This is a genomic window from Streptomyces sp. NPDC023527, from assembly GCF_055560115.1.
The window spans coordinates 297,324-321,101 of the sequence record NZ_JBVHJJ010000006.1; the positions used below are offsets into that span (position 1 = coordinate 297,324).

A 23,778-nucleotide genomic window follows, 5' to 3' on the forward strand; every position below is an offset into this window, starting at 1 on the left:
AGATGGCGAAACACTCATTCGATGGGGACAACTCTGCTCGGTGGGTGCTCGCGTTCGAGATCCGCCGCCTCCGCGAAGAGTCCGGCAAATCGCTGGCCCAGCTGTCGGAGGACACCTCCTACGACCGGACCTACCTGCACCGCCTGGAGACCGGTGAGCGCCTCTCCCAACTTCCCGTGATGGAGGCTCTGGATGGCGTCTACAAGACCGGCGGGCTGCTGACCCGTCTGTGGAGACTGGCTCGACAGGAAGTCTTCAAGGACCGGTACAAGCTGTTCATGCAGTGCGAGGCGAACGCCACCATCATGCACAAGTACATGGTGGCCGTTCCCAGGCTGCTCCAGACGGAGGACTACGCCAGGCTGGTGCTGTCCTGCGGGCCGTTGCCCAGCGCCAGTGACGAGCTCGAAGAACAGGTCGCCGCCCGAATCGGCAGACAAGAACTGCTGCGCCGAGATCCGCCGCCGAGCATCCGGGTCATTCTCGACGAAGCCGCGCTACGGCGACCGGCCACGGATCCGCGCGTGTGGCGGGATCAGCTCGCCCACATCGTGCGGTCGGCCGAATCTCCGTACATGACGATCCAGGTCCTGCCCTTCGACGCCGGGGTGCACGACCTCATGGGTGGTTCGCTGTCCCTGCTGTGGCTGCCGGACGGCCGCTCACTCGCTTACGTGGAAGGCAGCAAATCCGGCGAACTGATCGAAGATTCGGGAGAAGTCGCCCAACACCGTCTGTCCTACGATCACGTGCGGGACCTGGCGCTCTCCCCACCGGCATCGGTGACATTCATCCAGCACGTCATGGAGGACAGCACGTCATGAGAACGGCCCTCGATCTGACCACGGCCGAATGGGGCAAGAGCAGTTACAGCAACGGGGGCGACGCGAACTGTGTCGAAGTCGCGGACAACATACCCGGCGTGGTCCCGGTCAGGGACAGCAAGAACCCCCAAGGCCCCACACTCGTGTTCTCGGCCCAGGCATGGGCGGCATTCATAGCGACTGCCAAAACGGGGTACTGCCACTAAGTGCGACCGGCGACCTCGGGAGGCAGGACATGGACCCGTCCCGCCGCAGCGTCATCGGCGCGGCGCTCTTCTCCGTGGCGCTCACCGTGCCCGACTGGCCCGACGTCGTCGGCCGCATGGAGGCCGTGCGGACCGGCCGCACCCAGCGCATAGGGATGGCCGAGGTCGACATGGTCATCGCCATGACCGAACGCGTCTCGGAACTCGACGACCAGTTCGGCGGCCGTCACGCCCGCCCCATGGCCGCCGCCTTCCTCGTCAACACCGTCGCCCCCTACCTCAAGGCCGACGCCCCCGAGCCGGTACGCAAAGCGATGATGTCCGCCGCGTCCGACCTCTGCTATCTCACCGGTTACATGGCAGTCGACGAGGGCGTCCACGGCCTGGCCCAGCAGTACTACCTCAAGGCCCTCCAGCTCGCCGGCGCCTCCGAGGACCACCTCACGTACTGCACGACCCTGCGCGGCATGAGCGTCCAGGCGGTCGACCTGGGCCATGGCCCGGCGGCGATGCGGCTGGCGGACGCGGCCGCCGCCGCGTCCCCGAACGCCGGCCCGAGGATGCGGGCGTTCCTCGCCGGACAGCAGGCACATGCGGCCGCGCAGACGGGCGAGCGCGGCAGCGCACTGATGTATTTGAAGGAAGCGGAAGTCGCCATGGACAAGGCGGAGTCGCAAGAGAAGGCGTTCGGCTCCTACGACCCGTCGTCCCTGCACTATCACATCAGTCATGTGCGCCATGAACTCGGCGACTTGTCCGGTGCGGTGGAAGCCATGAAGGAGTCCGACAGGCTTTGCTACGACATCTACCGCCGATCGCGGGTCAAGGAGCGGGCCACGCTCGGTGAATTCCAGATGCAGGTGGGCCACCTGGAGGCAGCTTGCGCATCATGGAACGAGGCGCTGGACGAGTACCCGCTGATTCAGAGCGGCCGAGTAGACCAGCGCATGCAGACCATGTTCGGAATGCTCCGCCCCCACCTGAAGCACCCCACCGCCCGCGACCTCTACGAACGAGCCCGGGCCGTGACCCCGGCCGCCCTCCTGGCCTGAATCCCGCGGGGCAGCGTCACGCCCTGTGGACGCGTACCAGCAGCTCCCGCGTGCGCGGGCCGTCGTATTCGGCCAGCATGATCGCCTGCCACCGGCCCACGTACAGCTTGCCGCCCGTGACGGGAATGTTCAGCTCGGGGTGCGTGGCCAGCAAGGCCCTCGCGTGTGCGTGGCCGTTGTCGCGTTCGCCGTGGAGGGCCCTCTCGGCCGGGGTGCGGTCCTTGTCGTGGGCGTAGTGGTGGTTGCCGCTGTGCGGAGCGATGCGTTCCAGGACGGCCTTCATGTCCTCGTCCAGGCCGCTCTCGTGCTCGTTGACGGTCAGGCCGCACGTGGTGTGGCCGCAGTACACGTGCAACGTGCCCTCCACGACCCCCGACTCGGCGACCAGTCGCTCCAGCTGTCCGGTCAGATCGATCGTGTCCTCGGGAGCGTCGATCGTGACGGAGAGCCGGACCGACACGGCGATGGAGCTTCCCGCCGGGAGAACCGCGTGCGAGAGGACGTCTATCCGCGTTCCGGAGATGGTCGCCACAGCGCCTCCATTTGCCTCGGGGGCTGGAAGCCCCAACCCTGCCGTGAACGGTGACAGCCGTACGCGGCAGCGGGCAACGGCCATCCCGGCCATGCGCCGCCGACCCGTTCAGACGGCCCTCGTGGCGATCTGTTCCTTCTTCTCGGCAAGAACATCTGTCTTCGTCGGTCACATTTCTCTGTCGCGATCCGTCAGGTCAGTGACAGCAACACAGCAACACGAAAGCCCGAAGGAGACGGCGATGGAAGCACGTTCGATCACGGCAGAGGTCCCGATGGTTCCGCGGATGGCCGAGGACCCCGCGCAGCTCGTCCCCGAGCTGGCGGAGGTGTCGGCGGCGCTGTTCAAGGTCACCGGCAACGGTTCGGTACCGCGCTCCACGATCGGCCTGGTACAGCTGCGTGCCGGTCAGATCGTCGGCAGCACCTACCTGACCGTTCTGCACACGGGCTTCCTGCGCAAGGCCGGGGAGTCGGAGGAGCGGATCACGTCGGTGGCGTCCTGGAAGGACTCGCCGTACTTCACCGGTGCGGAGCGCGCCGCGCTGGCGCTTGTGGAAGCCGTGCTCCAGCCGTCCGCAGGCGGCGAGAGGGTCTCCGATGAGCTGTACGCGCAGGCGGCCGAGCACTACGAGGACAAGGCGCTCGCCACGCTGATGTTCGCGATCGGCCAGGTCAACTTCTTCATCCCCGTGGCGCTCATCGCCAAGCCGGTGGCCGGCCGGTCGTTCAGCGACCCGTGGAAGTGAGGAAACCCGGGTAAGGCCGCGGGGTGACCACGGCTCGTGAGCGGGGCCGTCAGGCCAGCCGGTCCGCCAGGGCCGTCAGCAGGTCGACCACCCCGCGCGGGCCGTCCACCACCACGTCCGCCCGTTCCGCGAGCTCCGTGACCTCTCCGCTGCCGCTGCACACCAGCACACCCGGCAGGCCCTCCGAGCGCAGCTTCTCCACCGCGGCGAACGCGGCCAGGTCACCGAGGTCGTCGCCCGCGTACAGGACGGCGCCGAGGCCGGTTTCGCGTACGTACTCGGCGAGGGCGACGCCCTTGTCGATGCCCGGAGGGCGGAGCTCAAGGACCAGTCGCCCCGGCTCCACGATCAGGCCGTGGCGCTCGGCGAGCGCGTGCAGGGGGCCGCTCAGCGCGTCGAAAGCCGCCTGCGGATCCGCCGCGCGGCGGGTGTGGACGGCGATGGCGCGGCCCTTGTCCTCGACCCAGGTGCCCTGCCAGGCGCCGGACTCGTCCAGCACACCGGGCAGCTCCGCCTGGACGGCGGCGACGCCGGGGTGCGGGGCGGGCGCGGTGACGGTGCCGGTGACGGCGTCCCAGCGCTCGGCGCCGTAGTGGCCGAGGACGACGAGGCGCTCCAGCCCCTCCACCCCGGCGAACCCGCCGTACCGCACGGCGACCCCGGCCGGCCGGCCGGTGATCACGGCGGCGGAGCCGAGGCGCGGGGCGAGCCGGGCGAGGGCCGGCACGGCGTCGGGGTGGGCGCGGGCCCGCTCGGGGTCGGGGACGATCTCGGCGAGGGTGCCGTCGAAGTCGAGCGCGACGACCGCGCGCCGCGGCTCGGCCAGCAGGGCGGCGAGGCCCTCGCGGCCGGCGGGGGTGACTGGCTCGGGGAGCTGCTGACTGCCCATGGCTCCCGACCCTACTGCCCCCGGCACCGGGACGGGCCGGAACCGGCCGTCCGGAAGATCAGCGCCGCTCGCGCCGCGCGTCCCGCACCCGCCGCAGGCGGTTGACGGTGACGGGGTCGTGGGCGAGGGCGCGCGGGTCGTCGAGGAGGGCGTTGAGGAGCTGGTAGTAGCGGGTCGGGGTGATGCCGAGCCGCTCACGGATGGCCCGCTCCTTCGCGCCGGGGCCGGGCCAGGGCCGCCGTTCGAGGGCGAGTACGGCACGGTCCCGGTCGGACAGCAGGTCCGGTTCCTCGGACGACGGGCTCACGCCGCCCAACCTACTGGTTGCCCGTGGCGAGCGCCTCGCGCTGGATCTCGCTCAGCACGCTGCCCGGGTCGCCGCCGGCCTTGGCCGTGGCGCCGATGCCTTCCTTGATCGCCTTGCTGACCTTGGCCCAGGACGTCTTGTCGGCGGGGTAGAACTCGGCGTTCTCCAGCTGCTCCAGGAACTGCCGCAGGTCCTTGTGGTCGTCGTCGCCGTGCATCTTCTCGGAGGCGCTCGACGTCACCGGCAGCAGGTCGTACTGGCCGGTGAAGTCCAGGACGTTCTTGGTGCTGTAGACGAAGTCGAGGAACGTGCCGATCTGCTCGCGGTTGCCGTTCTGCTTGAACGCCATCATCCAGTCGGCGACGCCCATGGTCGACTTCGACTTGCCCTTGCGACCGGGCAGCGGCGCGGTCATGTACTTGATGCCCTTGGCGGCCGCCTGCTGCATCAGCGTGGGGTGACCGTTCAGCATGCCGACCTCGCCGCTGACGAACGCGTCGAAGATCTGCTGACGGTTGGTACGGGAGGGGTCGAGGCCACCGGTGAGGCCCTTGCCGACGAGCTCGTCACGCAGCCACTCGAACGCCTGGACGTTCTCCGTGCGGTCGATGGTGTACGAACCGTTGCGGTCGGTGTAGCCACCGCCCGCGCCGAGCATCCACATCATCGTCTCGGCCGGGGCCTCTTCGGGGCCGAGCGGCAGACCGTAGGGGATCTTCACGCCGGCGGCCTTCAGCTTCACGGCGGCGGCATGGAGCTCGTCCCAGCTCTCGGGCGCCTTGGCTATGCCGGCCTTGGCGAAGAGCGTCTTGTTGCAGAAGAGCAGGCGGGTGGAGGAGACGAACGGCAGACCGTACTGCACCCGGTGCACCTCGCCGGCCTTGGCGATCGAGGCGATGAGGTCGGCCTGGGTGGGGACGGTGAGCAGCTGCTCGGCGCTGTAGAGCTTGCCGGCGGCGGCGAAGTCGGCGTACGCGCCGATCTGCGCGAGGTCGGGGGCCTTGCCGGCCTCGACCAGGTCGGCGACCTTCTTGTCGACCTCGGTCCAGCTGTAGACCTCGACGTCGACCTTGATGTTGCCGTGCTTGTCCTGGAACTCGCCGACCAGCGCGTCCCAGTACTTCTTCGAGCTGTTGCCGGGCTTGTCGCCGTAGTCGGCCGCGATCAGCTTCAGCGTCTTGGTGCCCGAAACGGGATTTTCGCTGCCACACGCTGTCAGTGCGGGCGCCAACGCCGCCGTGGCGGCACCTGCCGCCGTCAGACCCAAGAACCGCCGCCGCTGCACTACTGCTTCCCACCTTCGTGGTTCGTCTTCGTCGCTGGAGACCGTGAGTCTCTCCCGCGCGCAACCTTACGGTCCAGTCGGCTCCGGTTTCGCTTCGGTATCGCCCTTCCCAGCTCCGGGGCCCGGCTGCTATCCACGGTCTGACGCGTTCCACCCCGTCCCGCTACGTTCCGCATCCGGCAAGGAGCACCAGCGCATGTCTGATTCCTCCCGTACCGCCCGCGAGATCACCACCCAGCCCGACTGCTGGCGGCGCGCCGCCGACGCCGCCGCGGGCGCGGCGGGGCTGCCCCGGCCGGACGAGCGGGTGGCCGTGACCGGATGCGGCACGTCCTGGTTCATGGCCCAGGCGTACGCGGCCCTGCGCGAGGCGTCCGGCCAGGGCGAGACGGACGCCTTCGCCGCGTCGGAGTTCCCGCTCGGCCGCGCGTACGACCGGGTCGTGGCGATCACCCGGTCCGGCACCACGACCGAGGTCCTGGACCTGCTGGCCGCGCTGGACGACCGTACGGCGACGCTGGCGCTGACCGCCGATCCCACGACGCCCGTCATGGACGCGGCGGCCGCGACGGCCGTCCTGGACTGGGCCGACGAGGAATCCGTCGTCCAGACCCGCTTCGCCACCACGGCCCTCGCCTTCCTCCGCGCGGGCCTGGAGGCCCACGGTGCGCTTCCCGCGGGCGTACGAACCGTCTTCGAGGCCGCCCGCGACGCGGAGTCGGCCGTCACCGAGCCGCTGCCGCCGAGTGCGCTGCGCGCCGAGCAGTGGACGTTCCTGGGCGCGGGCTGGACGTACGGCCTGGCCCAGGAGGCGGCCCTGAAGATGCGGGAGGCGGCGGGGGCCTGGACGGAGGCGTACCCGGCGATGGAGTACCGGCACGGGCCGATCTCGATCACGGCCCCGGGCCGGGTGGCGTGGATCTTCGGCGACGAGCCGGTCGGCCTGGCGGCCGATGTGGCGCGGGTGGGGGGCTCGATGGTTTCCGGGTCCGGGCCTGACGGGCTGGACCCGATGGCGGATCTGATCCGTGCCCAGCGGCTTGCGGTGGCTCTGGCCGAGGGCCGCGGACTCGACCCGGACGCGCCGCGGGGGCTTACGCGGAGCGTGATCCTTGGCAGGTAGCCGAACCTGAACGTTCCCGGGCGCGGCCCGGTGGGGGTCCGCTCGCCGCGGGGGCTCCTCACCGTTCCCGGGCGCGGCCCGGTGGGGGTCCGCTCGCCGCGGGGGCTCTTCACCCTTGCCGCCCGCGGCCCGGTAACACAGCCCGCCGCGGGTCCGCTCGCCGCGGGGCCTTTCACCGTTTCCGGGCGCGGCCCGGTGGCACGGCCGCCGCTACCGCGGCGGGTTCACACCCACCCGCCCGGCCCGAGCACCCGGAAGGGCAGGATGAGCCCACCTGTGGGGGATGCTCTCCATCGGCGGCCACCCCCAAATTCTTTCCTCCCCCAAGGAGCGGAGGCCCGCACCCCGCCACCGCCGGAGGCGGGACGCGCAGGGGTGGTGTTCGGGGCGTAAAGCGAAGCAGCCCCGAACACCACCCCGGAGCGGCCCGACACCGGCCCCAGCCCCCACCGGCAGGCCGACGGTCCGACCAACCCATCCCGCCGAAGGCGAAACGGCGCCGCACCCGGCAAAACACCAGCACCCGGCAAGGGACCCGCACCCGGCAAGGGCCCCGCACCCGGCAGGGAATCAGTGGACTAGACCTTTCACCCCCCGGCGCGCGACACTACAACCGTGAAACACGTCATCGCGCTCGACGTCGGCGGCACCGGCATCAAAGCCGCACTGGTCGGCCCGGACAACCAGCTCCTCCACGAGGCCCGGCGGCCCACCGGCCGTGAGCGGGGGCCGGACGCGGTCATAGCCGGGATCCTCGACTTCGCGGCCGAGCTGCAAGAAATCGGACAGCAGCGGTACGGCGGAAAGGCCGAAGCCGCGGGCGCCGCCGTCCCCGGAATCGTGGATGAGACAACCGGTACGGCCGTCTACGCCGCCAACCTCGGCTGGCGCGACGTCCCGCTCCGTGACCTGCTGAGCCGCAGGCTCGCCGGTACGCCCGTGGCCCTCGGCCACGACGTCCGCACCGGCGGCCTCGCCGAGGGCCGCGTCGGCGCGGGCAAGGGCGCCGGCCGCTTCCTGTTCGTACCGCTCGGCACCGGCATCGCCGGGGCCATCGGCATCGACGGCCGCATCGAAGCGGGCGCGCACGGCTGCGCGGGCGAGATCGGCCACATCGTCGTACGCCCCGGCGGCCCGGAATGCGGCTGCGGCGGCCGCGGCTGTCTGGAGACCCTCGCCTCGGCGGCGGCCGTCTCCCGCGCCTGGGCGGAGGCGAGCGGCGACCCGGCGGCCGACGCCGCGGACTGCGCGAAGGCGGTCGAATCGGGCGACGCCACCGCGCGAGCGGTCTGGGGGGAGGCCATCGACGCCCTCGCCGACGGCCTCGTCACGGGCCTGACCCTGCTGGACCCGCACACGCTGATCATCGGTGGCGGGCTGGCCGAAGCGGGGGAAACCTTGTTCACGCCGCTGCGCGCCGCCGTCGCGGAGCGGCTCACCTTCCAGAAACTTCCCCTCATCGTCCCCGCGGCTCTGGGGGACACCGCCGGCTGCCTGGGCGCGGGCCTGCTCGCCTGGGACCTCCTGGCGACAGACCCGACGCACCCGACCCTGCCGACGCAGACACCGCAACCGACCCACCCCACCACCCCCTCGGAGGTATCCGCCTGATGGTCGAACGAACGGTTCTCGCCGGCGCCCGCGTGGTGCTGCCGACCGGTGTCGTGGAGGGGGGCCGCGTCACGGTCGAAGGCGGTCTCATCGCCGGGAACACCGCTCCGGAGGAGGCCACCGCACCCGCGATCGACCTCACCGACCACTGGGTCGTCCCCGGGTTCGTGGACATGCACGTGCACGGCGGCGGCGGCGCGTCCTTCTCCTCGGGCAGCGCGGAGGAGGCCCTGACGGCCGTCCGCACGCATCGCGCGCACGGCACGACGACGATGGTGGCCTCGACCGTCACCGGCGACCTCGACGACCTGGCACGGCAGGCCGCCGTCCTCGCGGAGCTGACCGAGCAGGGCGACCTGGCGGGCATCCACTTCGAGGGCCCGTTCATCTCGCCGCACCGCTGCGGCGCGCACCAGCCGGGGCTGCTGCGCGACCCGGACCCGGCGGACGTGCGCAAGCTGGTCGACGCGGCGCACGGCGCGGCGCGGATGATGACGCTCGCGCCGGAGCTGCCCGGCGGCCTGGAGTCGGTCCGTCTGCTCGCCGACCACGGCGTCGTCGCGGCCGTCGGCCACACGGACTCGACGTACGAGGCGACCTTGGACGCCATCGAGGCGGGCGCGACCGTCGCCACGCACCTCTTCAACGCGATGCCGTCGCTGCTGCACCGCGCGCCCGGCCCGATCGCGGCCCTCCTGGAGGACGAGCGGGTCACCGTCGAGCTGATCAACGATGGTACGCACCTGCACGCCGCCGTCCTGGAGCTGGCGTTCGCCCGCGCCGGAGCGGACCGGGTCGCGTTCATCACGGACGCGATGGGCGCGGCCGGCATGAGCGACGGGATGTACCCGCTCGGCCCGATGAGCGTCGAGGTCAAGGACGGCGTGGCGCGCATCGCCGACGGTCCGACGGCGGGCTCGATCGCGGGCTCGACGCTGACGCTGGACACGGCGTTCAAGCGCGCGGTGACCGTCGACAGGCTGCCGGTCGAGGACGTCGTACGGGCCCTGTCGGCGAACCCGGCGCGGCTGCTGGGCGTCGACGACCGCGTCGGTTCGCTGGAGGTGGGCAAGGACGCGGACCTGGTCGTACTCAATTCGTCGTACGAACTCGTGGGCGTCATGCGCAAGGGCGAATGGGTGGTCCGCCCCCGAGCGCGGTAGTTTTCCATGAGTTGTCCCCACCCTTGACGGGTGATCGAACAGCGGCGGCGGGTCCGGAGGTCTGGGCCTGCCGCCGCTGTTTTGGCATGATCGCTCGCGCAGCCGTCGCCACTCCGGTCGCCGACCGGACGACACCCATCCGTCACACCGCCGCCTCACCGCCGTAAACGCCGGCCCCGGTCATGGGAGAGAGCCGCCGATGATCCTCACGGTCACGCTCAACACCGCGCTCGATCTGACCTATCGCGTCCCCCGTCTGCACCCGCACACCTCGCACCGCGTCTCCGGCGTCACGGAACGCGCGGGCGGCAAAGGCCTGAACGTGGCCCGCGTCCTGGCCGCGCTGGGCCACACCACCGTGGTCACCGGCTTCGTGGGCGGCGTGACGGGGCAGACCGTGCGCCGGCTCCTCGCCGCGAGCGCCCCCGGCCCGCTCGGCTCCCTCACGGACGCGCTCGTACCGATCAGCGGCCCCACGCGCCGCACGGTCGGCATCGTGGACACCGCCACGGGCGACACGACCCAACTCAACGAGCCCGGCCCGGACGTCACCCCGGAGGAGTGGGCCGCCTTCGCCGACACCTACGCGCGCCTCCTGCCGGAAGCCCGCGCGGTCGCCCTGTGCGGCAGCCTGCCGCCGGGGGTGCCGGTCGGCGCGTACGCCCATCTCGTACGCAAGGCCCGGGCGCTCGGCGTGCCCGTACTCCTCGACACCAGCGGCGAACCGCTGCGCCGGGGCGTCGCCGCCCGCCCCGACCTCGTCAAGCCGAACATCGACGAACTCGCCGCCCTCACCGGCTCCACGGAGCCGCTGCGCGCGTCCCTCGACACCCGTCGCCGGGGCGCGCACGCGGTGGCCGCGACGCTGGGCCCGGCGGGGATGCTCGCCGTCACGCCCGACGGCACGTGGCGGGCGACGCCGCCGCGCCGCATCGCGGGCAACCCGACGGGCGCGGGCGACTCGGCCGTGGCGGGGCTGCTGTCGGGCTGGGTCGAGGGCCTGCCGTGGCCGGACCGCATCACGCGCGCGGTGGCGCTGTCGGCGGCGACCGTACGGGCCCCGGCGGCGGGCGAGTTCGACCGGGCGACCTACGAGGAACTACTGCCGAAGGTGGCTGTCTCGGCGGCGTAACCCCCCAACGGAGTGAGGACATCCATGCCCCTTGTCAGCACCGCCGAACTCGTCACCGAGGCACGGGCCGCGGCACGCGCGGTCGTCGCCTTCAACGTCATCACCGTCGAACACGCGGAAGCGATCGCCCTGGGCGCGGAACGCGCGGGTCACCCGGCGATCCTTCAGATCTCGGAGAACGCGGTGAAGTTCCACGGCGGCGACCTGGCGCCGATCGCCGCGGCGACGTCGGCGGTGGCGGGATCGTCCACGGCACGCCTCGCCCTCCACCTGGACCACGTGGAAAGCGTGCCTCTCCTGCACTCCGCCTACGCGCACGGCTTCAGCTCGGTCATGTTCGACGCGTCGGGACTGGGTTACGGAGAGAACGTCAAAGCCACGGCGGACGCGGTCCGTTGGGGCCACGAACGCGGCATATGGGTGGAAGCGGAACTGGGCAGGGTCGGCGGCAAGGACGGCGAGCCGCCGCTCGACGCCCACGCGCCGGGCGTCCGCACGGATCCGGCCGAGGCGGCGGCCTACGTCGGCGACACGGGCGTGGACGCCCTGGCTGTGGCGGTGGGCAGCACCCACGCGATGACGTCCCGGACGGCGACCCTGGACCACACCCTGATCACGGCGCTACGGGACGCCGTCCCCGTGCCGCTGGTCCTGCACGGCTCCTCGGGCGTCCCGGACGCGGAACTCCGCCGCGCGGTGGCATCCGGCATGACCAAAATCAACGTCGGCACGGCCCTCAGCAAAGCCTTCACCGACGCGGTACGAGCCTTCCTGCAAGCCCACCCGTCGACCGTCGACCCGCGCAAGTACGTCGGCCCTGCGCGGGAGGCGATGACGGAGACGGTGGCGGGGTTCCTGCGGACGGCCGGAGGCTGATCAGTTTCCGCTGATCGACACCTGGTCGAGGTGCACGTCACACGTGGTGCCGGCGGCGCACGAGACCAGGAGCTTGTTCTTGCCCGGGCTGAGGTCGACCTGGGTCCAGCTGGTCATCCAGTTGCTGGACCATTCGCCTTCCTTGGTGTTGCCATGGTTCTGCAGGCGTATCGGCAGCTTGTTGGGCGTGCCGTTGACCGCGACCGCGAGGTAGGTGTCCTTGCCGGGCACGCCGTAGGTGACGTTCAGGCGGTAGGAGCCCTTCTTCGGGACCTCCACCTCCCACTCGACACCCTGGCCCGGAGAGTTGATGCCGGCGTACGCGCCGCCCTCGGCCTTGGCACCCGCGACGTCGGTCGAGGTGGACGCGCCGCCGATGAGGCGCAGGCTGGCCGCGTCCCTCTTGGGCAGAGCGGCCGCGGAAGGGTTGGACGACTCCTTCTTCTGGTCCGGCTCCTTCTGCTTCTTGCTCGGCTCGACCTCCGACTTGTTGTCGCCGCCACCATTCGCACTGGTGTTCTGATCGTCCTTGGAGCCGCCACTGTTCGCGACCATAGCCGCGCCGATGCCGCCCGCCACGACCACCACCACCGCGATGGCCGCGATCAGCAGCCCGCGTCGGTTCGGGCGGGGGCTGCCGCCGCCATGACCGCCGCCATGGCCGCCGCCGTGGCCGCCGGAGCGCGGCGGCTGCTGGCCGCCCGGCAGGGTCTCCGGGGCCGCGTAGTGCGGAGCGGGCTGGCGCGGCGGCTGCTGGCCGTACTGGCGGGAGCCGACCGGGCGGACCTGGTGGTGCGATGTGCGGGGGACGCCGGGCTGATGTGCGGCCGGGCCGCTGTCAGTGGGCCCCTCACCGCCCTCCGAGCGGTAAAGGTGCGCGAACGGGTCGTCCTTCTCCGGCGTTCCCGTGCCGTTATTACCGGCCGTCATCCCCTGTCACTCCCAACCTGGTGCTGCCCATCGACGCCCACGTGCGTACGCGTCCTGGACCGCCGCTGCCGAGCCGGGGCGGCCCGGAGAGGTTTACGCGGTCCGGATGGCCAAAAATTCACGATCGATTCACGGTAGGCGGCGGTGCCGCATCGGCGCAGCCTACCCCGACACAGCGGTATCACGCCCTGGTACCGATCTCAGCCCGCCCGCCGTCCCGCCTTGGCACGTGACCGTTTTTCGACGTACATCCGCTGGTCGGCACAGTGCAGCACCTCGTCGGCCGACATCCCGCAGCCCGCCCAGCCAATACCGAAGCTCGCGCCGACCCGTACGGCCCGCCCGTCGACCCGTATCGGCGGGACGATCGCGTTGCGCAGCCGCACCGCGAGGTCCTCCGCGTCGGCCTGCCCCAGGCCGTCCGCGAGGACCACGAACTCGTCGCCGCCGAGCCTGGCGACCGTGTCCCCGTCGCGTACGCCGTTGGTCAGCCGGCGGGCGACCTCGATGAGGACCGCGTCGCCGGTGTGGTGCCCGAACCGGTCGTTGATGGACTTGAAGCCGTCGAGGTCGCAGAAGAGCACGGCCAGGCCCTTGGTCCCGTCGTCCTCGCCGTCCTCGTCGGGCGCGACGGTGTGCACATGGCCGGGATACGTCGCGCCCGTGCCGCTGTGCTCGGCGCCGAACTCGCCCGTCGCGCAGTCCGGCGCGCAGTCGGGCACGAGTTCCGGCGAGAAGTCCGGGCCGAGGTCGGAGCCGAAGCCGTGCCCGTACTGGCCGAACTGCCCGTACGCGGCGCCCTCGACCTCGGCGAAGCCTTCGAGGCAGCCGTACGGGGCGGCGGCGACGGCCGGTTGGGGCTCGCTGCCCGGCGGGGTGCCGCACAGCCGGCTGCTGAGGCGGGCGCGCAGCTCGGCGCTGTTGGGCAGGCCGGTCAGGGAGTCGTGGCTGGCGCGGTGGGCGAGCTGGAGCTCGTGGCGCTTGCGCTCCTCGATGTCCTCGACGTGGGTGAGGAGGAAGCGCGGCCCGTCGGCGGCGTCGGCCACCACGGAGTTGCGCAGCGACACCCAGACGTAGGTGCCGTCGCGCCGGGCCAGGCGCAACTCGGCGCGGCCGCCCTCGGCGGAGGTGCGCAGGAGGGTGCCGATGTCCTCGGGGTGGACGAGGTCGGAGAAGGAGTAGCGGCGCATCTGGGAGGCGGAGCGGCCCAGCAGCCGGCACAGCGCGTCGTTGGTGCGGTGCAGCCGGCCGTGCTGGTCGCCGCCCATCTCGGCGATGGCCATGCCGCTGGGGGCGTATTCGAAGGCCTGGCGGAAGCTTTCCTCACTGGCGCGGAGCGCCTGTTGCTCGCGCTCCAAACGGACCAGTGCACGTTGCATGTTTGCGCGCAGGCGAGCGTTGCTGATCGCAATCGCGGCCTGGAACGCGTACATCTGGAGCGCCTCGCGCCCCCAGGCACCCGGGCGGCGGCCGTTGCGCGGTTTGTCGACGGATATGACGCCCAGGAGTTCGCCGCCGGCGGTGCCCGCCGTGTACATCGGGGCGAAGAGGCGGTCCATGGGGTGCCACTCGTCGGGGAAGCGCGGCGCGGGTCCGGCGGTGTGCCACTGCGGTACGTCGTCGTTGTCGAGGACCCAGCCCTCGGTGTACGGGATGAAGCGCAGCGAGCCCCACTGGTCGGCCATGGCCAGCCGCCGCTCCCAGGAGACCCGCGAACCGACCCGCCCGGCCATGAGGGCCTCGGCCCCCGCGCTGCCCGCGACGGCGGCTACGACGAGGTCGCCGTCGGGCCGTACGAGGTTGACCGCCGAGAGCTCATACCCGAGCCCGGCGATGACGCCGTCCGCGACGGTCTGCAAGGTGTCCGCGAGGCTGCGCGCCGTGTTCAGATCGGCGACCACCTGGTGCAGTCCCCGCAAGGTGGCCAGGCGGACATACGGCTCCGACTCGGTCTCCATCTTCGCTCTCCCCCGAGACCTCGACAGCAACTCCAAAAGCTTCTTGTCGTCCGTTTACCACGGCCACTGAATCACAGCGAGCTGACCACTCGGTACACAGGGTCAACAATTAGCGCCCTCTGTGACCCATGTCATAGCGCGCGACCGAGTCCTGCTACTGGCGTTCGAGTGCGCTCTTATGCTTCGTGAACGCAAATAGGGAACCGGATGGACACCCGTATGGACGCCATCCGGAATCGATTCGATGCCCGGCCCGGGGCCGCTTTTCCGACGGGAACCCGCCATCCGGGAGTCTTCCGGGTCCCATTGCGCCCCCATTCGGACGGCGCACGACATCCGACAGGCACCCTCTGGCCTATTCGGCCTAGGACCCGCCTGGTCCTGAAGCCCGATGCGTCAGGACCGGCCCGGCGGCTAGCGTGACAGCGTGTTGCAGACGACTTCGCCCCACGAAAGCGCCATACCCCATGCTGAAGGGGTGAGCGCCGACGACTTCCGTGCCGCACTCGCCCGCCTCGCCGCCGGCGTGGTGCTGGTGACCGCCCACGACCCGGACCACGGTCCGCACGGCGAGGACGTCGGCATGACGGCGACGGCCTTCCTGTCCGTGTCCCTGGATCCACCGCTCGTCATGGTGAGCGTTCGCAACGGCTCCCGTATGGACGACCTGTTGGAGGAGCGGCCGCTGTGGGCGGTGTCGGTGCTCTCCGAGAGCCAGCGGCACGTCGCCGGACGGTTCGCGATGAAGGGCCGGATCAGTGACCGGCTGCTGTTCGAGGACCTCCCCTACGAGCGGGGGGAGGCGTCGGGCGCGCCTCTGGTGCGGGGCGCGCTGGCGATGCTGGAGTGCCGGACCGAGCAGCGGGTCGAGGCCGGGGACCACACGCTGGTGATCGGCAGGGTGCTGACGGCGACGGCGCCGAGCACGGAGAGCGGGCCGCTGACGTATTTCCGGGGGCGCTACCGCCGGCTGGGGTGAACCGCCCCGGGGCCCGGCGGGCCTCAGCCCCAATCGCGGCCGGAACGCCCCCGCTTGGTGTCGCCGCGCTGCTTCTTCTGGCGCAGCCGCCGCTCGTTGATACCGCGTGGGATCTTCGTGGGCCGCCGGGGGCGCGGCGGTGGCGCGGTCGCCTCGGCGAGGAGCGCGGCCAGCCGCACGGCGGCGGTCTCGCGATTGCGCCACTGCGAACGGTGCTCCGACGCCCGTACGGTCACGACACCGCCGACCAGTCTGTTCGCGAGTCTGGCCAGGGCGCGCTCCTTCCAGACCTCGGGGAGGGCGTCGGTGGCGGCGAGGTCGAAGCGGAGCTCGACCTGACTGTCGCTCGTATTGACGTGCTGGCCGCCGGGGCCGGAGGAGCGCGAGAAACGCCACATGAGCTCGGCCTCCGGCAGGGAGACCGAACCGCGGATGACGTGAGGACCGGACATGGCGCCCATGATCCCGCGTCGGAGCGGGGGGCGTCACCTCGTTTTGCGCCCGATGCGCCGCACCCGCCCATCAGGGTTGGGCAAAGAAAGTAAAGAACCATGGAACCCTGGGTCCCGTGGGGGGCGTTAACTAGGGTGACGGTGGCCCTCGTGCCGCGATCCACTCAGAAAGGGACAAACCCCATGGCTGTAAGCCTGTCCAAGGGCGGCAACGTCTCCCTCACCAAGGAGGCCCCGGGCCTGACGGCCGTCACGGTCGGCCTCGGCTGGGACGTCCGCACCACCACCGGCACGGACTTCGACCTCGACGCGAGCGCGATCGCCGTGAACCCCACGGGCAAGGTCTACTCCGACGCCCACTTCGTCTTCTTCAACAACAAGTCGACGCCGGACCAGTCCATCGTGCACACCGGTGACAACGTCACCGGCGCCGGCGAGGGCGACGACGAGCAGATCAACGTCAACCTCGCCGCCCTGCCGGCCGACGTCGAGAAGATCGTCTTCCCGGTCTCCATCTACGACGCCGTGACCCGCAGCCAGAACTTCGGCCAGGTCCGCAACGCCTACATCCGCATCCTCAACCAGGCCGGCGGCGCCGAGATCGCCCGCTACGACCTCAGCGAGGACGCCGCCACCGAGACCGCCATGGTCTTCGGCGAGCTCTACCGCAACGGCGCCGACTGGAAGTTCCGCGCGGTCGGCCAGGGCTACGCCTCCGGCCTCGTCGGCATCGCCCAGGACTTCGGCGTCAACGTCTGACGGTCCGCCCCGCGCGCATGAGGAAGGGTCACCCCGTCCGGGTGGCCCTTCCCCGCGCCGGCGCTCCACACCCCTTCGCCCCTTGAGCACCGCGCACCCGTGCGCCCCGCGTAACCACCCGTTCGGCCACGGAGTTGGGCATCATCGGGGCGGGTACGTAGTACCCGAGGAGGGGAACCCGTGGAGACAGGACACACGCACCATGGACGACGGCGACTCACTCGAACGCATCCTTGCCGCGGCGATCAACGACCGGGACCACGAGCAGGAATGCTGCCCGGACTGCCGGCACCCGCTCAAGGTGGTCGTCGTGGCGGAGTGCCCCGGCGACTCCACGTCGCCGGTCATCGTCCGCGGCGTCTGCCCCAATTGCCCGAAGGGGCTGAACGCCACCACCGCATGACACCTCTGGCCATGGCCTGCCCCAATTGTCAGAACATGATGCAGTCGATGGGCAACGGCGTGTACAGGTGCTGGAACTGCGGATATACGAGCACCGGCTGACCACCCCCCGGCGTGGGCCCGTGTCGAGCGCCGTCCGATGGCCTCCGCGCGCCGTCCGCCGAGGATGCGGTCCCGGCGGGAAGCGGCGATGCTGGGGGGCGTCAGGCGTTCCGTAAGGAGGACGGTCATGTCCATGCTCGACAAGCTCAAAGGATTGATCAAGGGTCACCCCGATCAGGCCCGTCAAGGCGTCGAGAAGGCCGGTGACGCCTTCGACGCGAAGACCCAGAACAAGTATCAGGGCCAGGTCGACACGGCCCAGCAGAAGCTGAACGACCAGATCGGCAACAGGCCGCCCACCGACGAACAGCGGTAACCGCGCGGCGGAGATCCGCCGCGCGACGTGATCCGCCGGTCACCGAGGCCCGGGTCGGTCACCACAGCCGGTCGATCTCGCCCGGGTGGAGCTCGACGCGGCTGTGCCGGAAGGCCGCCGCGTCCCGCTCGGCCCGGGGCGTGAGGAATGCGGCCAGGGTGACCTTGTCGAAGCCGGGCCCGTCGCTGGGGAAGGGCGCCTCGGGCGTGCCGCCGATCAGGACGGCACCGTCCAGGACGCTCCAGCCGGCGCTCTCGTAGAACCCCCGCAGTGGGCGGTCGCACGTGAAGAGGGCCACGTCGGCGCCGCTCGCCCCGATCGCCCCGCGGGCGGCGGCGACCAGCTGCCGCCCGTATCCCCTGCCCCGGTGGGCGCTGTCCGTGACGACGGCGCTCAGCCCGGCGGCACGGTAGCGCCGCCCGGCGTGCGTGATCTCCTTGGAGAGGATGTCCAGCGCCGCCCGCACCTCGCCCTCCGGTGATACGAGCAGCATGGCGACGGGGCGCAGCGCGGGATCGTGCGGCCCCGAGCCGGGCCACACCTGCTCCCGCAGGGCCTGGGCCCGGGCGCGCAGATCCGCCGGCACGTCCTCTTCCGCGAACGTTCTGATCCGCATGGGCCCTCCCCGGCGCGCCGCCCCCGTCTCACCTCCGCGCAGACTAACCGAGCGCCGCGACGCCGGCCTGCGCGAACCTCTCGTCCAGGTCACCGCTCGGCGCGCCCGCGACCCCGATGCCCGCGATCGGTGCGCCCTTGTCCCGCACCGGCGCACCGCCCGGGAGGAACAGGGTGTCGGGGATGTCCTTGAGGTTCGGGGCGCTCTGGAGGCGCTTGACGAGCTCGGAGGTGGGGGCGTTCCAGGAGACGGCGGTGAAGCCCTTGCGTACGGCCGACTCGTAGGACTGCGGGCCGGCGCCGTCGCCGCGGAGGGTGACCACCGTGGTCCCGTCGCGGTCGACGACCGCGACGGAGACCTTCTGCCCTTCCTTCTTCGCGGCGGCGAGCGCGGCCTGGGCCGCCTTGGTGGCCGCTTCCACCGTCAGGTGCGTCGACCGGGTCAGGTTCGCGCCCTCCACGGCCGTCCGCGCGCCGGCCGTGGCGGCGGGGTTGGTGGAGGGGGTGGCCGCGACGGCCACCGCGCCGAACGTGCCGGCTCCGATCACGGTCGCCGCCGCCGCGCCGGTGAGCAGGCGGGCGCGGGTGGAGAGCCTGCGTGCGGGCTTCCCGGCCGAATGGGTCGAGCTCGTCGTGTTCAAGGGGGCCTCCTGGGGGTGCGGGGCGGCACGTGTTCCCGGCCGCTGCTCCATCCTTGGGGCGTGCCGCCGGGCGGGCATCGCCTCCCCGGCTGCCGCCGTCGGGCCGACCGGGCGACAGGGGGGTCAACCGATCGGCTGATGCGGGGGCGGCTTCCTCGGGTTAAGACGGTCATGGGCCCTCGGGCCCGCGCCCGCCCGCACCGCTTTCGAGGAGACGACGCACGTGCTCCATCCCCGGCCCGCCCCGGCCACTTCCTCCGCCAGGGACGGCTGCCCGGCCGACCCCGACGACCGCGGGCTGGGCGCGGTGATGCACGCCGCGTTCTTCCTCCTCCTCGGCGCGTCCTTCGCCCGCTTCCTCATCCGCCACCCCGGTGAGCCCCGCACCCCGTGGATCGTCGCCTTCAGCCTGGCGCTGGCTCTCCTCTACGTCCTCGGCCCTTACGTCCTGGGCCCCGTGCCGTCGGCCGCGCGCCGGCGGTGGCTGCCCTGGCTCACGGCGGTCGTCGCGGCGTGGGTGGTGCTGGTGGTGCTCGCGCCGAGCTTCGCGTGGTGCGCGGTGCCCCTGTTCTTCACGGGCCTGCGCACCCTTCCCACCCGGGCGTCCCTCGCCCTGGTGGCCCTCCTCACCACGCTCGTCGTCGTGGCCCAACTGCGGCTCGCCGACGGCTTCGACCCCAATCTCGTCCTCGCCCCGCCCGCCGTCGCCGCGATCGCCACCGCCGTCTTCCTGCACACCCAGCGGCAGTCGGCCCGGCAGCGCGACCTGATCGAGGACCTGATCCGTACGCGGCGCGAACTCGCCGCCACCGAACGGCGCGAGGGCATGCTCGCCGAGCGGCAGCGGCTGTCCATGGAGATCCACGACACCCTCGCCCAGGGGCTGTCCAGCCAGCGGATGCTGCTCCAGGCGGCGGACCGGGGCTGGGACTCCGACCCGTCGGCGGCGCGCCGGCACGTCCGTACGGCCGGGGACATCGCCGCCCGCGGGCTGGCCGAGGCCCGGCGGTTCGTCCATGACCTGGCGCCGCCGCAGTTCGACGACGGGGCCCGGCTGGAGGACGCGCTGCGGGCGCTCGCCGAGGCGGCGCCCGCGCCCGGCACGGCGGCTGTCGGCACCGGCCCGGACGTGCGGTTCCACGTCGAGGGCACCCCCGTTCCGCTGCCCGGACGGGTGCGGTCGGCGCTGCTGCGGATCGCGCAGGGCGCGCTGGCGAACGTCCGCGAGCACGCCGCCGCCACGACGGCCGTGCTCACCCTCAGCTATCTGGGTGACCAGGTGGTGCTGGACATCGCCGACGACGGGCGCGGCTTCGCCCCGGCCGCTGCCGGGCCCGGCGGCACGGAGCGCGGCCACGGGCTGCCGGCGATGCGGGCCCGGGTCCGCCCGCTCGGCGGCACCCTGACCGTGGAATCGGCGCCCGGCGAGGGCACCGTGGTCTCCGCCGCCATCCCTCTTCCCGCACCTCTGGAGACGACGTGAATCAGCCAACCCGCGGCCCCGCCCCGGTGCGCGTCCTGCTCTGCGACGACCACGCCGTCGTACGGGCCGGGCTGCTCGCCCTGCTGGCCGGCGCGCCCGGCGTCGAGGTCGTCGGCGAGGCGGGCGGCGGCGCGGAGGCGGTGGCGCTGGCGGCGCGGCTGCGGCCGGACGTGGTGCTGATGGATCTGCAGCTCGGGCCGGGCATGGACGGCATCGAGGCCACCCGCCGCATCGTCGCCGGGGCCACTGCCCGGGCGGGCGAGGGGAGTTCGGGCGGCCCGTACGTCCTGGTGCTGACGACGTACGACACGGACGCCGACATCACCCGCGCCATCGAGGCGGGGGCGACGGGCTATCTGCTGAAGGCGGAGCGGCCGGAGGAGTTGTTCTCGGCCATCCGGGCGGCGGCGGAGGGGCGTACGGCGCTGTCGCCGCCGGTCGCCGGGCGGGTGATGGCGCGGATGCGGGGCGCGGGGAAGCCCTCGCTCACCGAGCGGGAGCGTGACATCCTCGGGCAGCTCGCCCGCGGGCTCGGGAACCGTGAGATCGCCCGCGCGTTGTTCATCAGCGAGGCGACGGTGAAGACGCATCTGGGGCGCATCTACGACAAGTTGGGGGTCGACACGCGGGCGGGCGCGGTCGCCGTCGCGAAGGAACAGCGGCTGCTTCCCTGACGGCTGACGACCCGACAGTCTGCGGCACCTGCGACGCCCGCGGCAGTACGGCGGCGGCGGTCGCCCGCCCGCACGCCTCGGCCGACTGGCCCCGATTCACCCCGGATGCCCGGTCCGCCCCCGCGTCCCCGATTGCATGCAATCCCACGCCACCGTATGCAATCGCATCCAATCGCGGCCGCCGAACGCCCATCCGACACAATCCAAGTCCGGACCAACGATGGGCAGTTCGCCGCATAGCGGAATCAAATAACCGCTCATCGGAGAACGGCAGATCAAATCCTTGTTGCGCCCCTGTCAATGTCGGTCAATCAGTGGCACTCTCTCCTCAATTCGCTCCTGCACCACTCAAGCACCACCCAGGCTTCACCTGTGCTTCATCGGGCGGCCGGCCACCCCGGCTGCCCCAACCCCCCATAGAACGGCCGCGAGTTCTCGCGGCCAGCATTAGGAGTCAGAGTTGAGAAGCATCACCTCCACCTCCCGCAAGAACACCCTGCGCGCAGCCGCTCTGGTCGCCTCCGCCGCCATGGTGGTCGTCGGCGTGCAGACCGGCTCCGCGAGCGCCTCCGCCGACCGCGCGAGCGGTGAGACGCAGGCGCTGTCCGCGGGGCAGCGGGTCGCCGCCATCAAGGACGCGCAGGGCGCGGCGGCCGGCACGGCCGCCAAGATCGGCCTCGGCGGCAAGGAGAAGCTCGTCGTCCGCGACGTCATCAAGGACGCCGACGGCACGGTGCACACGCGCTACGAGCGCACCTTCGACGGTCTGCCCGTCCTCGGCGGCGACCTCGTCGTCCACGAGGCCAAGAGCGGCTCGCGCAGCGTCGACAAGGCGACCGACGCCGACATAGCCGTGCCCACCACGACGCCGGCCCAGGCCCCCGCCGCGGCGAAGAAGAGCGCCCTGAGCGCCGCCGCCGAGGAGAAGACGGCCAAGGCCGACACCCAGGCCCCGCGCAAGGTGGTCTGGGCCGCGAGCGGCAAGCCGGTCCTGGCGTACGAGACCGTCGTCACCGGTGTCCAGAAGGACGGCACGCCGAGCAAGCTGCACGTCGTCACCGACGCGGCCACCGGCAAGAAGCTCTTCCAGCGCGAGGCCGTCCACACCGGCACGGGCACCAGCACCTACAGCGGCACGGTCTCGCTGACCACCACCAAGGGCACCTCGGGCTTCTCGCTCACCGACGCCGCCCGCGGCGGCCACAAGACGTACGACCTCAACCAGGGCACCAGCGGCACCGGCGCGCTCTACAACGACGCCGATGACGTCTGGGGCGGCGGCCGCCAGACCGCGGGCGTCGACGCGCACTACGGCGCGGCCGTGACCTGGGACTTCTACAAGAACGTGCTCGGCCGCAGCGGCATCAAGAACGACGGCAAGGGTGCCTACTCCCGCGTCCACTACGGCAACGGCTACGTCAACGCCTTCTGGGACGACGAGTGCTTCTGCATGACCTACGGCGACGGTGAGAACAACGCCCACCCGCTGACCTCGCTCGACGTGGCCGCCCACGAGATGAGCCACGGCGTCACCTCGGCGACCGCCAACCTGAACTACAGCGGCGAGTCCGGCGGCCTGAACGAGGCCACGTCCGACATCTTCGGCACCGCCGCCGAGTTCTACGCCAACAACTCCACCGACGCGGGCGACTACCTCATCGGCGAGAAGATCGACATCAACGGCGACGGCACCCCGCTGCGCTACATGGACAAGCCCAGCAAGGACGGCGGCTCGAAGGACTACTGGTCCTCCAGCCTCGGCAACAACGACGTCCACTACTCGTCGGGCCCGGCCAACCACTTCTTCTACCTGCTGGCCGAGGGCAGCGGCGCGAAGACGATCAACGGTGTGAGCTACAACAGCCCCACCTACAACAACTCCAAGGTCACCGGCATCGGCCGGGACAAGGCCACCAAGATCTGGTACAAGGCCCTGACCACGTACTTCACCTCCACCACGAACTACAAGGCCGCCCGCGCCGGCACCCTGAAGGCCACGGCCGACCTCTACGGCTCCACCAGCACGGAGTACAAGACGGTCGCCGCCGCCTGGACCGCGATCAACGTGAAGTAACCCCCTTCCCCGGGACCCCACGGAAGTTTCCCGGAAGGATCACGGCCCGTGCCCTCGCCCGCCTCCACCGGGCGAGGGCACGGGCTCGTACACGTTTACGCACCTGCCCCGCGGCCGTGACACCATCGAGGCGTGATCGACCTCGGCTACTCGCTTTCGCGCCGCTTCCCCGACCCCCCGCAGACGGACTACCGGACCGCCGACGTGCGGACCCTGCGCCACGACCTGTTCTGCGGAGACGTCTACCTCGCCGACGTGAAGTCCGACCGCGAGCTGTCCACAGCCTGGGGATGGGTGCCGGTGCTGGACTTCGCCTGGGCGCTGTGCGACGTCCTCGAACAGGTCGACCGGGACCCCCGGGGCAACCGCGCGTCGACCCCGCAGTTCGCCGAGCTGGACTTCACGGAGTCCACGGACTGCATGCTCTTCGAACGGCGCTTCGGCTGGGTGGAGGTCTCCGCCGACTGGATGCCGGCGGACGAGGCACCGCTCTCCTTCAACCACCGGGCGCTGCGCCGCGAGGCCCGCGACTTCCTGCACGACCTGATCGCCGACCTGTCGGACATGCACGAGGGCCTCTCCGACAACCCCGTCATCTGGGACCTGCAGAGCCGCTTCCCGCGCGTGTGACCCACCGGGGCCCGC

Annotated in this window: 26 protein-coding genes; 17 read left to right on the forward strand and 9 right to left on the reverse strand. The window is 71.5% G+C overall.

From position 1 onward, the window contains the following. Nucleotides 1-44: 44 nt before the first annotated feature. Genes ACZ303_RS14550 through ACZ303_RS14560 form a run of 3 tightly spaced genes read left to right on the forward strand, consistent with a single transcriptional unit; the run spans nt 45 to nt 2,082 of the window. The gene (locus ACZ303_RS14550) at nt 45-824 is read left to right on the forward strand and encodes a helix-turn-helix domain-containing protein (RefSeq protein ID WP_467338740.1); all 780 of its coding nucleotides are present in this window, start codon (nt 45-47) and stop codon (nt 822-824) included. After that, complete coding sequence (locus ACZ303_RS14555) at nt 821-1,030, forward strand: DUF397 domain-containing protein (RefSeq protein WP_467338742.1); 210 nt, start codon at nt 821-823, stop codon at nt 1,028-1,030. The genes ACZ303_RS14550 and ACZ303_RS14555 overlap by 4 nt, the downstream gene beginning before the upstream one ends. Beyond that, nucleotides 985-2,082 carry a transcriptional regulator gene (locus tag ACZ303_RS14560; protein WP_467338744.1) on the forward strand — a complete coding sequence of 366 codons (1,098 nt, stop codon included), beginning with the start codon at nt 985-987 and terminating at the stop codon, nt 2,080-2,082. Before ACZ303_RS14555 ends, ACZ303_RS14560 begins: the two co-directional genes overlap by 46 nt. A gap of 16 nt (nt 2,083-2,098) precedes the next feature. Here the strand turns inward: ACZ303_RS14560 and ACZ303_RS14565 are convergent, their stop codons facing one another. Beyond that, on the reverse strand, nt 2,099-2,614 hold the full coding sequence (locus tag ACZ303_RS14565; protein WP_467338746.1) for a secondary thiamine-phosphate synthase enzyme YjbQ: 516 nt from the start codon (nt 2,612-2,614) through the stop codon (nt 2,099-2,101). 241 nt (nt 2,615-2,855) lie between these two features. Here ACZ303_RS14565 and ACZ303_RS14570 point away from each other — a divergent pair, with 241 nt between their 5' ends. Continuing rightward, complete coding sequence (locus ACZ303_RS14570; RefSeq protein WP_467338748.1) at nt 2,856-3,362, forward strand: carboxymuconolactone decarboxylase family protein; 507 nt, start codon at nt 2,856-2,858, stop codon at nt 3,360-3,362. Nucleotides 3,363-3,411: 49 nt separating this feature from the next. Here the strand turns inward: ACZ303_RS14570 and otsB are convergent, their stop codons facing one another. The 3 genes from otsB to ACZ303_RS14585 are packed head-to-tail and all read right to left on the reverse strand — an operon-like array spanning nt 3,412 to nt 5,843. After that, the gene (gene otsB, locus ACZ303_RS14575; RefSeq protein ID WP_467338749.1) at nt 3,412-4,251 is read right to left on the reverse strand and encodes a trehalose-phosphatase; all 840 of its coding nucleotides are present in this window, start codon (nt 4,249-4,251) and stop codon (nt 3,412-3,414) included. A 58-nt stretch (nt 4,252-4,309) separates the two neighbouring features. Beyond that, complete coding sequence (locus ACZ303_RS14580) at nt 4,310-4,558, reverse strand: DUF3263 domain-containing protein (RefSeq protein WP_467338751.1); 249 nt, start codon at nt 4,556-4,558, stop codon at nt 4,310-4,312. 10 nt (nt 4,559-4,568) lie between these two features. Further along, complete coding sequence (locus ACZ303_RS14585; protein ID WP_467338753.1) at nt 4,569-5,843, reverse strand: extracellular solute-binding protein; 1,275 nt, start codon at nt 5,841-5,843, stop codon at nt 4,569-4,571. A gap of 196 nt (nt 5,844-6,039) precedes the next feature. On the opposite strand from ACZ303_RS14585, the gene ACZ303_RS14590 reads away from it, so the two are divergent. The 5 genes from ACZ303_RS14590 to ACZ303_RS14610 all read left to right on the forward strand — a co-directional run bounded on the left by ACZ303_RS14590 (nt 6,040) and on the right by ACZ303_RS14610 (nt 11,748). Beyond that, nucleotides 6,040-6,966, forward strand: coding sequence for an SIS domain-containing protein (locus ACZ303_RS14590; protein ID WP_467338755.1), 927 nt, complete (start codon nt 6,040-6,042; stop codon nt 6,964-6,966). A gap of 615 nt (nt 6,967-7,581) precedes the next feature. After that, nucleotides 7,582-8,577 carry an ROK family protein gene (locus ACZ303_RS14595; protein ID WP_467338757.1) on the forward strand — a complete coding sequence of 332 codons (996 nt, stop codon included), beginning with the start codon at nt 7,582-7,584 and terminating at the stop codon, nt 8,575-8,577. Beyond that, on the forward strand, nt 8,577-9,740 hold the full coding sequence (gene nagA, locus ACZ303_RS14600; RefSeq protein WP_467338759.1) for an N-acetylglucosamine-6-phosphate deacetylase: 1,164 nt from the start codon (nt 8,577-8,579) through the stop codon (nt 9,738-9,740). Before ACZ303_RS14595 ends, nagA begins: the two co-directional genes overlap by 1 nt. 199 nt (nt 9,741-9,939) lie before the next feature. Then, nucleotides 9,940-10,872, forward strand: a complete 933-nt coding sequence (locus ACZ303_RS14605; RefSeq protein WP_467338761.1) for a 1-phosphofructokinase family hexose kinase — start codon at nt 9,940-9,942, stop codon at nt 10,870-10,872. Nucleotides 10,873-10,896: 24 nt separating this feature from the next. Beyond that, complete coding sequence (locus tag ACZ303_RS14610; protein WP_467338763.1) at nt 10,897-11,748, forward strand: class II fructose-bisphosphate aldolase; 852 nt, start codon at nt 10,897-10,899, stop codon at nt 11,746-11,748. On the opposite strand, the gene ACZ303_RS14615 is transcribed toward ACZ303_RS14610, so the two are convergent. Together ACZ303_RS14615 and cdgB are read right to left on the reverse strand one after the other, a co-directional pair. Continuing rightward, nucleotides 11,749-12,678: a carbohydrate-binding protein gene (locus ACZ303_RS14615; protein ID WP_467338765.1), complete on the reverse strand. Its 930-nt coding sequence runs from the start codon at nt 12,676-12,678 to the stop codon at nt 11,749-11,751. Between the two features lie 200 nt (nt 12,679-12,878). Continuing rightward, nucleotides 12,879-14,636: a diguanylate cyclase CdgB gene (gene cdgB / locus ACZ303_RS14620; RefSeq protein WP_467338767.1), complete on the reverse strand. Its 1,758-nt coding sequence runs from the start codon at nt 14,634-14,636 to the stop codon at nt 12,879-12,881. Between the two features lie 427 nt (nt 14,637-15,063). Between cdgB and ACZ303_RS14625 the strand changes: the two genes are divergently transcribed. Then, nucleotides 15,064-15,615, forward strand: a complete 552-nt coding sequence (locus ACZ303_RS14625) for a flavin reductase family protein (RefSeq protein ID WP_467338769.1) — start codon at nt 15,064-15,066, stop codon at nt 15,613-15,615. 23 nt (nt 15,616-15,638) lie between these two features. Here ACZ303_RS14625 and arfB read toward each other — a convergent pair whose 3' ends face one another. Continuing rightward, a complete protein-coding gene (gene arfB / locus ACZ303_RS14630; RefSeq protein ID WP_467338771.1) occupies nt 15,639-16,076 on the reverse strand; it encodes an alternative ribosome rescue aminoacyl-tRNA hydrolase ArfB in 438 nt (145 codons plus the stop codon). Nucleotides 16,077-16,250: 174 nt separating this feature from the next. Here arfB and ACZ303_RS14635 point away from each other — a divergent pair, with 174 nt between their 5' ends. The 3 genes from ACZ303_RS14635 to ACZ303_RS14645 all read left to right on the forward strand — a co-directional run bounded on the left by ACZ303_RS14635 (nt 16,251) and on the right by ACZ303_RS14645 (nt 17,646). Further along, the gene (locus ACZ303_RS14635) at nt 16,251-16,826 is read left to right on the forward strand and encodes a TerD family protein (protein ID WP_087926791.1); all 576 of its coding nucleotides are present in this window, start codon (nt 16,251-16,253) and stop codon (nt 16,824-16,826) included. 202 nt (nt 16,827-17,028) lie between these two features. Continuing rightward, complete coding sequence (locus tag ACZ303_RS14640) at nt 17,029-17,229, forward strand: hypothetical protein (protein WP_467338775.1); 201 nt, start codon at nt 17,029-17,031, stop codon at nt 17,227-17,229. Nucleotides 17,230-17,457: 228 nt separating this feature from the next. Next, nucleotides 17,458-17,646 carry an antitoxin gene (locus tag ACZ303_RS14645; RefSeq protein WP_467338777.1) on the forward strand — a complete coding sequence of 63 codons (189 nt, stop codon included), beginning with the start codon at nt 17,458-17,460 and terminating at the stop codon, nt 17,644-17,646. 58 nt (nt 17,647-17,704) lie between these two features. Here the strand turns inward: ACZ303_RS14645 and ACZ303_RS14650 are convergent, their stop codons facing one another. After that, nucleotides 17,705-18,262, reverse strand: coding sequence for a GNAT family N-acetyltransferase (locus ACZ303_RS14650; protein ID WP_467338779.1), 558 nt, complete (start codon nt 18,260-18,262; stop codon nt 17,705-17,707). A 43-nt stretch (nt 18,263-18,305) separates the two neighbouring features. Next, entirely contained in the window at nt 18,306-18,902 is a 597-nt protein-coding gene (locus ACZ303_RS14655; protein ID WP_467338780.1) for a GlcG/HbpS family heme-binding protein, read from the reverse strand. 310 nt (nt 18,903-19,212) lie between these two features. On the opposite strand from ACZ303_RS14655, the gene ACZ303_RS14660 reads away from it, so the two are divergent. The 4 genes from ACZ303_RS14660 (at nt 19,213) to ACZ303_RS14675 (ending at nt 23,763) form a co-directional block, all read left to right on the forward strand. Continuing rightward, nucleotides 19,213-20,385, forward strand: a complete 1,173-nt coding sequence (locus tag ACZ303_RS14660; protein WP_467339042.1) for a sensor histidine kinase — start codon at nt 19,213-19,215, stop codon at nt 20,383-20,385. Next, nucleotides 20,382-21,059 (forward strand): response regulator, encoded by a 678-nt coding sequence (locus ACZ303_RS14665; RefSeq protein WP_467338782.1) that lies wholly within the window; start codon nt 20,382-20,384, stop codon nt 21,057-21,059. Before ACZ303_RS14660 ends, ACZ303_RS14665 begins: the two co-directional genes overlap by 4 nt. 460 nt (nt 21,060-21,519) lie before the next feature. After that, nucleotides 21,520-23,133 carry a M4 family metallopeptidase gene (locus ACZ303_RS14670; protein ID WP_467338784.1) on the forward strand — a complete coding sequence of 538 codons (1,614 nt, stop codon included), beginning with the start codon at nt 21,520-21,522 and terminating at the stop codon, nt 23,131-23,133. A gap of 132 nt (nt 23,134-23,265) precedes the next feature. Continuing rightward, on the forward strand, nt 23,266-23,763 hold the full coding sequence (locus ACZ303_RS14675) for a hypothetical protein (protein WP_467338786.1): 498 nt from the start codon (nt 23,266-23,268) through the stop codon (nt 23,761-23,763). Nucleotides 23,764-23,778 lie beyond the last annotated feature (15 nt).